This window comes from Oerskovia jenensis (genome assembly GCF_016907235.1).
Taxonomy (GTDB): Bacteria; Actinomycetota; Actinomycetes; order Actinomycetales; family Cellulomonadaceae; genus Oerskovia; species Oerskovia jenensis.
In genome coordinates this window covers 2,173,342-2,186,763 of the sequence record NZ_JAFBBO010000001.1, presented here as the reverse complement: position 1 = coordinate 2,186,763, position 13,422 = coordinate 2,173,342, and the positions used below count along the sequence as shown (strand labels likewise).

General features: G+C 72.5%; 12 protein-coding genes. 4 read left to right on the top strand and 8 right to left on the bottom strand.

The window, feature by feature from the left end; genetic code table 11:
• Window positions 1-53: 53 nt before the first annotated feature.
• Window positions 54-1,541: a sugar porter family MFS transporter gene (locus JOD49_RS09785; RefSeq protein WP_205307014.1), complete on the top strand. Its 1,488-nt coding sequence runs from the start codon at window positions 54-56 to the stop codon at window positions 1,539-1,541.
• Between the two features lie 97 nt (window positions 1,542-1,638).
• Here JOD49_RS09785 and JOD49_RS09780 read toward each other — a convergent pair whose 3' ends face one another.
• Window positions 1,639-2,325, bottom strand: coding sequence for a response regulator (locus tag JOD49_RS09780; RefSeq protein ID WP_205307013.1), 687 nt, complete (start codon window positions 2,323-2,325; stop codon window positions 1,639-1,641).
• Window positions 2,322-3,812 (bottom strand): sensor histidine kinase, encoded by a 1,491-nt coding sequence (locus JOD49_RS20735; protein WP_205307012.1) that lies wholly within the window; start codon window positions 3,810-3,812, stop codon window positions 2,322-2,324. The genes JOD49_RS09780 and JOD49_RS20735 overlap by 4 nt, the downstream gene beginning before the upstream one ends.
• Before the next feature lie 126 nt (window positions 3,813-3,938).
• Between JOD49_RS20735 and JOD49_RS09770 the strand changes: the two genes are divergently transcribed.
• Window positions 3,939-4,730: a GAP family protein gene (locus JOD49_RS09770; protein WP_205307011.1), complete on the top strand. Its 792-nt coding sequence runs from the start codon at window positions 3,939-3,941 to the stop codon at window positions 4,728-4,730.
• A 131-nt stretch (window positions 4,731-4,861) separates the two neighbouring features.
• Window positions 4,862-5,518 carry a class I SAM-dependent methyltransferase gene (locus JOD49_RS09765; protein ID WP_205307010.1) on the top strand — a complete coding sequence of 219 codons (657 nt, stop codon included), beginning with the start codon at window positions 4,862-4,864 and terminating at the stop codon, window positions 5,516-5,518.
• Window positions 5,519-5,534: 16 nt separating this feature from the next.
• On the opposite strand, the gene JOD49_RS09760 is transcribed toward JOD49_RS09765, so the two are convergent.
• The 5 genes from JOD49_RS09760 to JOD49_RS09740 all read right to left on the bottom strand — a co-directional run bounded on the left by JOD49_RS09760 (window position 5,535) and on the right by JOD49_RS09740 (window position 10,737).
• Entirely contained in the window at window positions 5,535-6,089 is a 555-nt protein-coding gene (locus JOD49_RS09760; protein WP_205307009.1) for a DivIVA domain-containing protein, read from the bottom strand.
• A 99-nt stretch (window positions 6,090-6,188) separates the two neighbouring features.
• The gene (locus tag JOD49_RS09755) at window positions 6,189-7,676 is read right to left on the bottom strand and encodes a flotillin family protein (protein WP_205307008.1); all 1,488 of its coding nucleotides are present in this window, start codon (window positions 7,674-7,676) and stop codon (window positions 6,189-6,191) included.
• Window positions 7,677-7,813: 137 nt separating this feature from the next.
• On the bottom strand, window positions 7,814-8,284 hold the full coding sequence (locus JOD49_RS09750; RefSeq protein ID WP_205307007.1) for an NfeD family protein: 471 nt from the start codon (window positions 8,282-8,284) through the stop codon (window positions 7,814-7,816).
• A gap of 199 nt (window positions 8,285-8,483) precedes the next feature.
• Entirely contained in the window at window positions 8,484-9,590 is a 1,107-nt protein-coding gene (locus tag JOD49_RS09745) for a phosphotransferase family protein (RefSeq protein ID WP_205307006.1), read from the bottom strand.
• Between the two features lie 79 nt (window positions 9,591-9,669).
• A complete protein-coding gene (locus tag JOD49_RS09740) occupies window positions 9,670-10,737 on the bottom strand; it encodes an ABC transporter permease (RefSeq protein WP_205307005.1) in 1,068 nt (355 codons plus the stop codon).
• Window positions 10,738-10,829: 92 nt separating this feature from the next.
• Between JOD49_RS09740 and JOD49_RS20730 the strand changes: the two genes are divergently transcribed.
• Window positions 10,830-11,423, top strand: coding sequence for a TetR/AcrR family transcriptional regulator (locus JOD49_RS20730; protein WP_205307004.1), 594 nt, complete (start codon window positions 10,830-10,832; stop codon window positions 11,421-11,423).
• 152 nt (window positions 11,424-11,575) lie between these two features.
• On the opposite strand, the gene JOD49_RS09730 is transcribed toward JOD49_RS20730, so the two are convergent.
• Window positions 11,576-13,363: a pyruvate dehydrogenase gene (locus tag JOD49_RS09730; RefSeq protein ID WP_205307003.1), complete on the bottom strand. Its 1,788-nt coding sequence runs from the start codon at window positions 13,361-13,363 to the stop codon at window positions 11,576-11,578.
• Window positions 13,364-13,422: the final 59 nt, after the last annotated feature.

Genomic DNA, 13,422 nt, shown 5'->3' with positions numbered 1-13,422 from the left:
CACGCCCTCTCCTCACTATCGTCAAAGGACAACCTGACACGGAGGGGGTCGTCATGACCAGCAACGACGCGGGAGCGGCTGGGGACGCACAGGCCCAGGCCAGGGCCAAGCGGCTGAACAAGAAGGTCGTCGGGATCAGCCTGGCCGCCGCACTGGGTGGCTTCCTGTTCGGGTTCGACACGGCCGTGATCAACGGGGCCGTCGACTCGCTGTCCGAGACGTTCGAGCTGAACGCGGCGATCACCGGTTTCGCGGTGTCGTCGGCGCTCATCGGCTGTGCGGTGGGTGCCTGGTTCGCGGGGCCGGTCGCGAACAAGATCGGCCGCATCAAGGTCATGCTCATCGCGTCGGCACTGTTCTTCGTGTCGGCGTTCGGTTCGGGTCTCGCGTTCTCGGTGGTCGACCTGATCATCTGGCGCGTGGTCGGGGGTCTGGGTATCGGTGCGGCGTCGGTCATCGCGCCCGCGTACATCGCCGAGGTCTCCCCGGCGCGCATCCGCGGCCGGCTCGGCTCTCTGCAGCAGCTCGCGATCGTGACCGGTATCTTCGCCTCGCTCCTCACGGACGCTGCGCTGGCGGGGGCCGCGGGCGGCGCGTCGAACGTGCTGTGGCTGGGCCAGGAGGCGCGGCGCTGGATGTTCATGGCGGCCGCGGTCCCGGCGGTCGCGTACGGCCTGTTCGCGCTCCGCATCCCGGAGTCGCCGCGCTACCTGGTGGCGAAGGGCGAGACGAAGAAGGCGGCCGAGGTCCTGCGTGAGTTCACGGGGGTCCAGGACGTCGACCACAAGATCGCGGACATCGAGAACTCTCTCAAGTCGGACACGAAGGCGTCGATCAAGGACCTGAGGGGCAAGCGCCTGGGTCTCAAGCCGATCGTCTGGGTCGGCATCCTGCTCTCGGTCTTCCAGCAGTTCGTCGGCATCAACGTGATCTTCTACTACTCGACGACGCTGTGGCGGTCGGTCGGGTTCTCGGAGGACGACGCGCTCCTGACCTCTGTCATCACGTCGGTCACGAACATCGTCGTGACGATCGTGGCGATCCTCCTGATCGACCGGATCGGCCGCCGCATCCTGCTCCTCGCGGGGTCTGCGGGCATGTTCGTCTCGCTCGGCATGATGGCCATCGCGTTCACGCAGGCCACGATGACCACGGCCTCCGACGGCACGTCCACGGCCTCGCTCGACGGTGCCTGGGCCACGGTCGCGCTCATCGCGGCCAACGCGTTCGTGGTGTTCTTCGGGGCGTCGTGGGGGCCGGTCGTCTGGGTGCTGCTGGGGGAGATGTTCCCCAACCGCATCCGGGCGAGCGCGCTCGCGGTCGCTGCCGCCGCGCAGTGGGTCGCGAACTTCGCGATCTCGACGACGTTCCCCGTGCTGGCCGACATCGGCCTGAGCTTCGCGTACGCGTTCTACGCGTTCTTCGCGCTGCTGTCGCTGTTCTTCGTCTTCTACAAGATCCCGGAGACGCGCGGCAAGGAGCTCGAGGACATGCGCGACGACTTCGTCATCAAGCGCGGCCACATCGTCGAGTCGGCCTGACGCGCCGTCCCACCCCTGCCGAGAAGTGAGTAATTGCCCCTGAATCCCGCGATTCAGGGGCAATTACTCACTTCTCGGCGCGGGCAGAGGGCGCGCGTTACGCGAGTCCCGTGTCCCGCGCCACGATGGCCGCCTGCATGCGGGTCGTGACCTGGAGCTTGGCGAGCACGCGCGACACGTGCGTCTTGGCCGTGGCCTCGCTGATGACGAGCTCGTCGGCGATGCCCTGGTTGGACAGCCCGCGACCCAGGGCCGCGAGGACGTCCGTCTCGCGCGGGGTCAGGTCGGACAGTCGCGGGTCGCCCGGCATCCCCTGGCCCGACGGCGCAGCGCGCCCCGGGAGGTGAGCGGCGCCGTCGGGCCGGGGGGCGGACGCGAACGCCGCGAGGAGGCGGCGCGTGACCTCGGGGGCGAGGACGCCGTCGCCGGCCGCGACGCGGCGGACCGCGTCGATGAGCGCCGCGGGCTCCGCGGTCTTGAGCAGGAACCCCGCGGCCCCCGCGCGCAGGGCCTCGTCGACGTACTCGTCGAGGTCGAACGTCGTCAGGACGAGGACCTCGGCCAGTCGCTCGGTGACGATCGTGCGGGTGGCCTCGATGCCGTCGACGCCGGGCATGCGCAGGTCCATGAGGACGACCGCGGGGCGCAGGGCGCGGGCGTTCGTGATCGCCGCCGCGCCGTCGGCGGCCTCGCCCACGACCTCGATGTCCGGGGCCGCGTCCAGCAGGAACCGGAGCCCGGCCCGGATCGCGGCGTGGTCGTCGGCGAGCAGGACACGGATCATGCGGGGGCTCCAGGGGTGTCGGCGGGGTCGAGGGCGGGCGGGGTGCGTCCGGACGCCTCCGCGCAGGACCGCCCCAGCGGCAGGTCGGCCCGGACGGTCCACGCGTCGCCCGCCTCGGTCGAGCCCGCCCGGAACGTGCCACCGAGCGCCTCGGCGCGTTCGCGCATCGTGAGGAGACCGGTGCGGGCGCTCAGGCTCGGGGGCAGCGGCCCGGGGGAGGCGGTCAGCGTGCTCGTGACCTCGACCGTGAGGACCTGCTCGGGGAGGTCGCCCAGCCCGAGCACGACCCGCACCCGGCCCCCCGGGGCGTGCTTGGACGCGTTCGTCAGCGCCTCCTGCACGATCCGGTGCGCGGCCTGGTCGAGAGCCGACGGGAGGCGCGCCGCCCGGGCGTCGTCGGGGTCGTCGACCTCGACCGTGAGGCCCTGGGCGCGCGCGGACGAGATCACGTCGTCGAGCCCGGCGAGGCGCGCGGGGGCTGCGACGGCCTCGCCCGCGAGCACCGTGGACCGGTGGTCGGGACGGAGCCGGTCCCCGTCCCGGTCACGTTCCGACGGCCCGGCCGAGGGGGCCGGGTCGCGGGGAAGGTCCGAGCGCAGCAGCAGGATCATGGCGCGCATCTCCTCGAGCGACGTGATGCTGCTCGACCGCACGAGCTCGAGGGCCGCCCGGTCCTTGGCCGCGTCGGGCGGCGACGCGAGCGCGGCCCCCGAGTGGATCGCGATGGCCGACAGGTGCGACGCGATGACGTCGTGCAGGTCGCGCGCCATCGCCGCGCGCTCGGCCCGCACGGCCTCGTGCTGGCCGAGCTCGGCGATCCGCTCCAGGTCGGTGGCCCGTTGCGCCTCGAGGTCGGCGCGCTGTGCCTCGAGGTCGGCTCGTTGCGCCGCGAGGTCCGCGAGGTCGGTCTTCTGCCGCACGTTCGCGGCCCACCACAGGGGGGTCGCGATGATCGCGGCCGCCTGGATCCCTCCCAGGACGAACCCCTGCACGTCCCGGAAGTACTCGGCCGTGGCGACGGCGGCCGCGGCGACGAGCACCGTCACGACGATGTTGACGACACGTCGCAGCCGCCTGCTCCCGTAGAGCCCGCTCGCGAAGAGCAGCTCCCACAGGACGAGGAGGACGCTCAGGCTGCCCCCGATCGCGATGTCCGCGAGGAGGACGAGCAGCCCGCCGACCAGCGCGAGGGCGGTGTGTCGGCGCTTGACGAGGAGCAGGAGGCAGCCGACCGCGAGGGGCAGGACGTGCCACCACCGGTTGGCCGGCTCGACGAACGGCGGGAAGGACCACACCGCGACGACCCCGACCGCGAGCAGCGCGACCCCGAGCACGAACGTCCCGGCCGCGTCGTACGGGTCCCCGCCGGGCCCGTCGTCGCGGAACCCGGCGTCGACCCGGCGCAGGAACCGCCGCACGCGCGAGGCGTCGGCCACCGGGGCGTCGGCCGCGGCGGTGTCGGCGGGCGCAGGCAGGGGGTCGGGCACGTTCCCATCTCAGCACAGGGGCCCCGCGTGCGGATCGCTCGAACGATGTACGGCGCGGCGTCCGCCGTCCCGAGGATCACTCGTCCGCCCGACGACGCCCCTCTTCTCCCGCGCAAGGGTGGCGGCATGGAACTTCTCCCGCTCCTCGGCGCGCTCGTGGTCCTGGCCCTCGTCGACTCGACGAGCTTCGGGACGCTGCTCATCCCGGTCTGGCTGCTCATGACCCCGGGCCGGGTACGGGTCGCGCGGCTGCTCGTCTACCTGGGCACGATCGTCGGGTTCTACCTCGTGGTCGGGATCGTGATCGCGCTGGGGGCTGGGGCCTTCGCCGAAGGGTTCGGCCGGCTGTTCGAGACGCGGCCCGCCCGGATCGTCGAGCTCCTCGTGGGGGCCGCGCTCGTCGCGTACAGCTTCCGCCTCGACCGGCGGTCCAAGGGTTCGTCGGACGGTGGGGGCCGCGTCCTGCGGTGGCGGGCCCGCGCGATGGGTGCGTCGAGCGAGACCGGAGCGGCGCCGTCGGGCCTCACGCCCCTGCCCGACGGCGGAGCGCACCCGGGCGTCGTGACCGCGCCGCGCACCGGCTCGGTCACGGCCCTCATGGGGCTGGCGCTCGCGGCCGCGGCGATCGAGCTCGCGTCGATGCTGCCGTACCTCGCGGCGATCGGGATGATGACGCGCTCGGACCTCGGATGGCCTGCGACCGCGGTCGTGCTGGCCGGGTACTGCGTCGTCATGGTGCTGCCCGCGCTGGTGCTCCTGGCAGGGCGCGTCCTCGCGGCCCGCCAGGTGGGGCCGCTCCTCGACCGGCTCAACGCGTGGATGACGAAGAACGCGGCGTCGACCACGGCGTGGGTCGTGGGGATCGTCGGGTTCCTGCTCGCGCGTGACGCCGTGGTGTGGCTCGGCTGGATCGGGTGACCCGTGCGAGCGTCGCCCGGGCCGGATCCGCGTTTGCCGGAACGGCAAGGCCGCTTGCACCCGGGCCCGCCGAGGCGTCAAGGTCGGGGAAGACGACCGACCCACGGCCGGTCCCGACCCGAGGAGCCCGCGTGGCGCACGACCACCAGAACCACGAGCACGGCCACCAGCAGCACCACTTCGACCAGGCGTTCTGGGACGAGCGCTACGGCTCGACCGAGGCGGTGTGGAGCGGCAACCCGAACCCACAGCTCGTCGCGCAGGCCGCGGACCTGACGCCGGGTCGCGCGCTCGACGTGGGTGCGGGCGAGGGGGCCGACTCGGTGTGGCTCGCACGCCAGGGGTGGGACGTCGTGGGGCTCGACATCTCCCCGGTCGCGCTCGGGAAGGCCGCGGCCCACGCGGTCGTCACCGGCGTGGCCGAGAAGATCGAGTGGCGCCAGGCGGACCTCGTCGAGTGGGAGCCGGGGGACGAGCGCTTCGACCTCGTCACGGCCCACTTCATGCACCTGCCCGCAGACCTTCGCCGGCAGGTCTTCCCGCGTCTCGCGCAGGCCGTGGCACCGGGCGGGCGTCTGCTCCTCGTCGGGCACCACCCCGAGGACCACGAGACCGTGCGCCGCGAGTTCGACGAGCACTTCTTCTACACGGGCGACGACCTGCTGGCCGAGCTCGACCTCGACGGGTGGGTCGTCGAGACCAACGAGGCGCCCGCGCGCGAGATGGCGGACTCCGAGGGGCGGCCTGTCGCGATCCGCGACACGGTGCTGCGGGTGCGGCGCCCGTAGGCCGCCCCGCCCTGCGCTATGCCTGGGGTGCGGTGCGGAGCGTGATCCCGTGCGGGCCCGCGTCGAGCGCGGTCACGGAGGCCGTCGTGCCGTCGGGGAGCAGCACGACGAGCCGGTCGCTGCCGTTCGCGCGGATACGCGCGTACTGGAGCTGGGTGGTCAGGTCGTGGATGCCGAGTGGCTTGCCGCCGGCGCCGGTGCCGGCGGTCGGCTCCGGTGCGCCGGGAGAGTCCTGCTGCCCGACGGCGACGTTCGCCGCCCCGGTCGGTGGCGGGGTGCTCGGCGCCTGCGCAGGACCGGCCTCGTAGGAAGCGAGCGTGCCGACGATGCCGTCGATGAGGTCGTCGACCTCGGTGACGTCGTAGCCCTCGCGCCACTTGGTGGCCGAGAACCGGACGCTTCGGGCCTCGGCCGAGGTCAGCAGCCCCGTGCCCGGGCGGTCGCCCGCCTCGTACGCCGTGAGCGTCGCCGTGACGCGGTCGAGGTAGTCGTCGACCTGCTCGACGTCGTAGCCCTCGCGGAACTTCGTCGCGGAGAACGTCGTGTTCAGGACCTGCTGGGCGGTCAGCATGCGGGGCGCTCCGAGGTGTGAGGTGTGAGGCGGGACGGCGTGCGGCGCCGGGGTGGACCGAGCGGGTCCACCCCGGCGCCGACCGCCGTCAGGGACGGGTCAGTTGGACGACGCGGCCGACGACGCGGCCGACGACCCGTTCGAGGCCGACTGGCCGCTCAGGTGCCCGCCGGCGAGCCCGGCGATGAGCTGGTTGATGTCGACGCCCGTGAGCTGCTTGATGACCTGCTGGCCCTCGCCCAGCACCGAGGCGACGTTCTTGGTGATCGCGCTCGCGCCGTCGGTCGAGATGACGGTCATGCCCTGGATCTTGCCGATGGGCTCGGCCGCGGCGCGGACGATCTCCGGGAGCCGCTCGATGAGCTCCTGGACCAGGGCTGCCTCGCCGTACTTCTTGAGCGCCTCGGCCTTGGCGTCCGTGGCGACGGCCTCGGCGCGACCCTCGGCCTCGACCGCGAACGCCCGTGCCTCACCCTCGGCCTTGATACCGACGGCCAGGGCGACCTGGCGGTCACGCTCGGCCTCACCGGCGCGGCGGACGGCCTCGGCGGACGCCTCGGCGTCCTGGATCGCTGCGGTCTTGTTGGCCTCGGCGATCGTGGTGCGCTTGTACGCGTCGGCCTCGGTCGCCGCGTTCGACGAGTCACGCTGGGCGTTGGCGCGCTGGACCTCGGCGTACGCCGCGGCCTCGGCGGGCTTGCGGATCTCGATGTCGAGGCGCTCCTGCGTCACGCGGGCCTGCTCGGCGAGGGCCTCGCGCTCCTCGACCGCGACCAGGCGCTCCTGCTCGGCACGGGCGAGCTGGCCTGCTGCCTCGGCCTCGGCGTTGGCCTTGTCGGTCTCGGCCTTGATGATCGCGCGCTTGAGGTCGAGGGCCTTCTGACGCTCGGCGATCTGCTCTGCGGCGTCGATCGCGGCGAACTCCGACGCGCGCTGCGCCTCGGCCTCGGAGACCTCGGCGACCTGGCGGGCGCGAGCGGCCTCGGCGCGACCGAGGTTCGCGAGGTAGTCGGAGCCGGGCGTCGAGATGTCCGAGATGTTGAGGAGGTCGACCTGCAGGCCCTGCTCCGAGAGGTCCGTCTTGGTGGACTCGACGACGCGGTCCGAGAGGCCCTTGCGGTCGGAGATGATCTGCTCGATCGTCATGTCGCCCACGATCGAGCGCAGCGAGCCCTCGAGGGACTCCTTGATGATCTCGGTCAGCGTGCCCTGCTGGGACAGGAAGCGCTGGGCCGCGCGGCGCACACCCTCCTCGTCGCCGCGGACCTTGAAGTTGATCGACGCCTTGATCGCGATCTTGATGCGGTTCTTGTCCACGCCCTCGACCGTGATGCCGATCTGGCGCTGCTCGAGGGAGATGGAGAAGCCCTGCTGGAGGATGGGCCACACGAAGGTGCGGCCGCCCGTGACGACGCGCTGGCCCGTGCCCGCGGCCTCCTTGCGGCCCGCGCCGCGCCCCACGATGATCAGGGCCTCGTTCGGGGGCACGCGGCGGATGCGCTTGGCGATGAAGGTGATGATCGCGAAGAACGCGATGACCAGGGCGATCGTGGCGATGATGCCGACGAGGTTGGGATCTTCGAGCATGTCGGTACGCGCCTGCGGCGCGACTCCTTTCGGTGGCGGGTCGTGCGAGCGGGTCGTGCGGTCGTGCCGGTCCTGCTGGTGGTGCGGGAGGTGCTCGTGGGGCGGCCGGGGTCACCGGCGGGTCACGCGGAGAGAGATCAGTCGTTGGGGAAGTGCCGCCGGACGCGGACGCGGGTGCCGGACTGCTCGAGCACGACCACGCGGGCGCCCGAGGGGATCGGCTCGTCGGCCCAGGCGAGGCGCCGCTCGAGCTCGCGGGCGGCGTCGAGGGAGACCTCTCCCGTCGCGGACGAGATGTCGCTCGTGGCGGTCCCCTGGACGCCGACGAGCGAGACGGGGGCGGCGTCGTCGGACTCGCGGAGCTTCGTGGTGAGCAGGTGCACGAGGAGGACGGCGAGGACCGCGAGGACGGCGGACCCCACGTACGCGAGGACGACGGGCAGGTCGTTCGACACGACGATCGCGCCGGTCGCGCCGAAGACGATCGCGCCGACGCCCAGCGAGGTCCCCGAGACGGCGCCGTCGCCGAGCTCGATGAACTCCCCGAGGATCATCGAGACCAGCACGAGCACGAGCCCGACGATGCCGACGACGACGAACGTGATCACCGCATACCCCCAGGGGTCGTCACGTCGCGCCGCCGAGCACGGGTCGCCCGAACACTTGACGTGATCGTGAACTTGCCCGAACTCTAGCGTGACTCAACCCTGCCCTGGGACGGTATGGGCACTCCTCCCCATGCGACCCGTTCGTGTCAGAACCAGCGTGGCCTCGGGGTCACGCTGGTTCTGACAAGGAGCCGGGGGGTCAGCGCGAGAGCTGGTCCAGCAGCACGTCGAGGTTCGCCGCGGCGGTGTCGCGGTAGCCCTGGACCCATTCGCCCTGGTAGTCGCGCGGCACGACCTCGGTCACGAGCACCGCGCTGATGTACGCGCGGTACAGGAGCAGGCGCACGTCACCGGCCCCGAGCGTGCTCGCCCCGGGACGCACCCGCCCGACGGCGTCGCTCCCGTCCGGTGCGACGCCGTCGGGCCGGAATTCACCCGGGGTGGGCGCCGCGAACCACGGTTCGTCGACCGGGAGGTGACCGCCTGCCGCCCGGTAGCCCGCGGCGAGGGCCGGCGGAACAGGGCCGAGGCCGAGCTGGTCGGCGCCCGCGAGCTCGTACAGGGGGTCGGCCCACAGGCAGCGCTCGGTGTCGATCACGCCGCTCAGGCGTGGAGGCGAGGGCGCGTCGAGCGACCCGGACGTCGCGTCGGACAGGAACAGGTTGCCGGGCCACAGGTCGGCGTGGACCAGGCGCGGCACCGTGACCTCGGCGAGCGCGTCGTGGTGGCGTGCGACCACGGCCCGCAGGGCCTCGACGGGGAGGTCGACGCCCCAGGTCCCGGCGTCGGCGAGCAGCGCCTCGACCATGAGGCCGAACGCCTGGGGCCACGTCGCGGCGCTCATCCCGGACGCCGGGGCGGGGTAGCCGAACGTGTCGCCCGTGACGGTGTGCAGGCGGGCCATGAACGCGCCGAGGTCGTGGTGGACCCGAGCCGTCGCGTCGTCGTCGAGCGGGGGCAGCGTGTTCCACACGGCGCCGTCGAGGAACGTGACGACCAGGGCGTCGCCGTCGAGCACGGACCGGCTGAAGTCGCTGTGGACGACGCGCGGCATCAGGAGGTCAGGACGGTCGGCCACGAGGCGGTACACCGTCTCCTCGGTACCGAGGATCCCGTGCTCGTAGCGCAGCAGGCGGGACGTGTCGGCGCTCGTGATCTTCACGACGACGCGCCGGCCGTCCGTGAGGTCGACCCGGAACGTCGAGGCGAACAGCCCGCCGTCCAGGGGAGCGGCGGCGGCGATCTCGCCGAGCGGGGACACGAGGCGGGCGAGCTGGTCGTCGGTGACCGTCATCTTGGTGAGCACGGACGAGATCGTATCGATTCGACGGTCACGGCGGAAGGGGGTCGGGGTGGGGGCGCGAGGGCCCCCACCCCGACGATCCTCAGCGCACGGTCGCCAGGGCGTCGACCGCGGGCGCCTCGGCGCCGGCACTCGCCTCCGGGGCGCGAGAGGTGCGGCCCCGTGCCGACCCGGCGAGCACCAGCCCGACGCCGAGCACCGCCCAGCCGGCGAGGACGAGCCAGGGGAACGACGTGTCGGCGCCCGGGAAGTACGACAGCGAGCGCAGCAGGGTCGCCGACGCGCCGGGTGGGAACCACTGCCCCACGGTCCCCCACGGGGACAGCAGCATCTCGACGGGCATCGCGGCCGCCGAGATCGGGTTCGCGAAGAGCAGGAAGACCACGGGCCCGACCGCGATCCCGGGGCGCCCGAGCAGTGCGGCGGCACCGACGATCGTGCCCGAGATCCCGAGGAGCGTGAGTGCGACCGCTGCGGAGTCGGCGAGGAACGGACCGTGCAGGCCCCCCAGACCGTGGAGGATCGCCGCGATCACCAGCCCGCCGCCGACCGTGTAGGCCCCGAGCCCCGCGAGGCGGCGTCGCGTGCCGCGCACCGTGAGGGCGATCGCGACGCCGCCGACGAGCCCGCCGAGCACGAGCGGGAACGTGGCCGCGGCGAGGGTCGTGCCGCGGGCGTCGTCAGGGGAGAGGGGCACGAGGTCGGTCACCACGACGGTCGGTGCCGCGCCGGCCGGTGCTCCGTGCGCGGCGGCTGCGGCGTCGACCTGGGCCTGGAGCGCGCTCGCCTGCTCCCCGAGGAGCTGGGCGACGACCGGGCTCGCGGCCGAGGCCGTGAGGACCTCCGGGGTGGGTCCCAGGACGATCGCGCCGTACGCGTCGCGCGCCTCGACGAGCGCGACGGCCTCGGTGCGGTCGGTGACGGCGGTGACGTCGAGGACGCCGGCGGCGTTCGCGTCGAGACCGGCCTCGACCTGGGCGACCTGCTCGGGCGGTCCTGCGACGGCCACGGGGAGGTTCCGGGGGTCGGCCGTGACCGAGGGCCAGAGGAAGGCCAGGACCAGTGCGCTCACGAGGGTCACGAGGCCGAGCGCGAGCGCGAGCGTGCGGTGCCAGGGGGTGGTGCCCGGGCGCGTGGGACTGGTGGTCATGACGGGCTCCTTAAAACGAATGTTCGTTCTTTATAGACTCGCGGTCGTTCCCCGCGCCTGTCAAGAGCGAACGTTCGGTTTATGGTGGGGCCGTGCCCAGAGTGACCGAGGAGTACCGAGCCGCGCGCCGCGACGAGATCGTCGAGGCCGCCCTGCGGGTGTTCCGTCGCAAGGGGTTCCAGGCCGCATCGATGGCGGACATCATCGCCGAGTCAGGGGTGTCGGCCGGCGCGATCTACGGCTACTTCGCGAGCAAGACCGAGCTTGTCCACCAGACGGCGAGCCGGATCGTCGGCGCGCGGGTCCTGGACGTCGAGAAGCTCGCCGCGAGCGAACCGCTCCCGGTCCCGGCCGAGGTCGTCCGGGTCCTCATGACCGGCGTGCAGCGCGAGCTCCGTGATCCCAGGATCCTCGTCCAGCTCTGGGGAGAAGCCATGACCGACCCCGCGCTGCGCGAGCTCGCCGCGGGTGTCATCGACCGCATCCTGCGGACCTTCGAGGACTACCTCACGGTGTGGCACCGGACCACGAACGGCCACGGCGAGGCCGAGGCGGCCGCGCTCGCGGCCGAACAGGCTCCGCTGTTCGTCAGCGCGTGCCAGGGGTGCATGCTCCAGGCGGCGCTCGTCGAGGACTTCGACCGCGACGGCTACCTCGACCTGCTCGTGCGCTACCTCCCCCGCTGAGGGCCTGTCCCCAGGCTCGGAGCAGGGCTCGGGCCCCGGCCGATCTCCACGCGCCGGGCGTGGGACGCCGGGCGTGGGACGCCGAGCGTGCAGCTCGGGCTGCTGGGAACGTGTCCGAACAGCCCGAGCTGCACACTCGACGAGCCGGGCGCCTACGGACGCGGCACGTTCCTCAGGTTCGACCGCGCCATCGACACGACCTCGCCCATGCCGCCGCCCAGGATCTCCTTGCTCATCGCGACCGCGAAGCCGCGCACCTGCCCGGCCGTGATGGTCGGGGGCAGGGACAGGGCCCGCGGGTCGGTCACGACGTCGACCAGTGCGGGGCCGGGGCGGGAGAGAGCCCCGCGCAGCGCGCCCCGCACGTCCTTGGCCCGCTCGACCCGCACCGAGGGGATCCCGATCGCGTTGGCCACGGCGGCGTAGTCGATGTGCGGCGACTCGGTGCCGAACATGGGCAGCCCGTCGACGAGCATCTCGAGGCGCACCATGCCCAGGCTCGCGTTGTCGAACAGCACGATCTTCACGGGCAGCTCGTAGGCCTTGATCGTGATGAGCTCGCCGAGCAGCATCGAGAGCCCGCCGTCGCCCGCCATGGCGACGACCTGGCGGTCCGGCTGGGCGGCCGCGACGCCGATCGCGTGCGGCACCGCGTTGGCCATGGACCCGTGCAGGAACGAGCCGATCACGCGGCGCTTGCCGTTGGGGCTGATGTACCGGGCGGCCCACACGTTGCACATGCCCGTGTCCACGGTGAAGACCGCGTCGTCGGCGGCCTCCTGGTCCAGGAGGTCGGCGACGTACTCGGGGTGGATGGGCGAGTGCTTCTCGACGTCCTTGGTGTACGCCCCGACCACGCCCGTCATGGACTTCTCGTGCTTGGCGACCATGCCGTCGAGGAACGAGCGGTTCTTGGCCGTGTTCACGAGCGGCAGCAGGAGCCGTACGGTCTCGCCCACGTCGCCGACCACGGCCACGTCGAGCCGCGTCCGACGGCCCAGGTGCGTGGGGTCGGTGTCGACCTGCGCGGTGCGCACGGAGTCCGGCAGGAACTGGTCGTACGGGAAGTCGGTGCCGAGCAGGACCAGGAGGTCGGCCTCCTGCATCGCGTCGTGCGCCGCGCCGTACCCCAGGAGCCCGCTCATCCCGACGTCGAACGGGTTGTCGTACTGGATCCACTCCTTGCCGCGCAGCGAGTGGCCGATCGGCGCGGCGATCTTGTCGGCGAGCGCGATCACGTCGTCGTGCGCGCCGCGGGTGCCCACCCCGGCGAAGATCGTGACCTTCTTCGCCGCGTTGATCGCGTCGGCCAGGGTCCGCAGCGCGTCGGGGTCGGGGATGATCCGCGGCCTGGCCGGGTGGACCGCGACGTCGATGACCTCGGCCGCGGCGTCGAGGTCCGCGACGTCTCCCGGGATGGTCAGGACCGAGACGCCCGGGGCACCGTAGGCGTGGTGGATCGCGGAGTTGATGACGCGGGGTGCCTGGGTGGCCGACGAGATCATCTCGGAGTACACCGAGCACTCGGTGAACAGGCGGTCGGGGTGGGTCTCCTGGAAGAAGCTCGTCCCGATCTGCGCGCTCGGGATGTGGCTCGCGATCGCGAGGACCGGCACCTTGGAGCGGTTGGCGTCGTAGAGGCCGTTGATGAGGTGCAGGTTGCCGGGCCCGCACGAGCCCGCGCACACCGCGAGCTTCCCGGTGATCTCGGCCTCGGCCGCGGCGGCGAACGCGGCCGTCTCCTCGTGGCGCACGTGCACCCACTCGATGCCCTTGCCCTTCCCCTTCTGGCTGCGCCGGACCGCGTCGACCACGGGGTTGAGGCTGTCGCCCACGATCCCGTAGATGCGTTCGACCCCCGCCTCGATGAGCTGCGCGACGAGCAGGTCGGCGACCGTCCTGCTGCGCTTGTCCTGGGGGCGACCGAGTCCGAGTGCCATGGGAGTACCTCCGCACGAGGGGATGGGGATCTTTCCATCGTGCGCCGGAAGCGCGCCGA

Bases quoted from the DNA above. Each gene is read 5' to 3' on its own strand.
- JOD49_RS09785 (WP_205307014.1), top strand. From the start codon at position 54: ATGACCAGCAACGACGCGGGAGCGGCTGGGGACGCACAGGCCCAGGCC.
- JOD49_RS09780 (WP_205307013.1), bottom strand. From the start codon at position 2,325: ATGATCCGTGTCCTGCTCGCCGACGACCACGCCGCGATCCGGGCCGGG.
- JOD49_RS09770 (WP_205307011.1), top strand. From the start codon at position 3,939: ATGGAACTTCTCCCGCTCCTCGGCGCGCTCGTGGTCCTGGCCCTCGTC.
- JOD49_RS09760 (WP_205307009.1), bottom strand. From the start codon at position 6,089: ATGCTGACCGCCCAGCAGGTCCTGAACACGACGTTCTCCGCGACGAAG.
- JOD49_RS09755 (WP_205307008.1), bottom strand. From the start codon at position 7,676: ATGCTCGAAGATCCCAACCTCGTCGGCATCATCGCCACGATCGCCCTG.
- JOD49_RS09740 (WP_205307005.1), bottom strand. From the start codon at position 10,737: ATGACCACCAGTCCCACGCGCCCGGGCACCACCCCCTGGCACCGCACG.
- JOD49_RS09730 (WP_205307003.1), bottom strand. From the start codon at position 13,363: ATGGCACTCGGACTCGGTCGCCCCCAGGACAAGCGCAGCAGGACGGTC.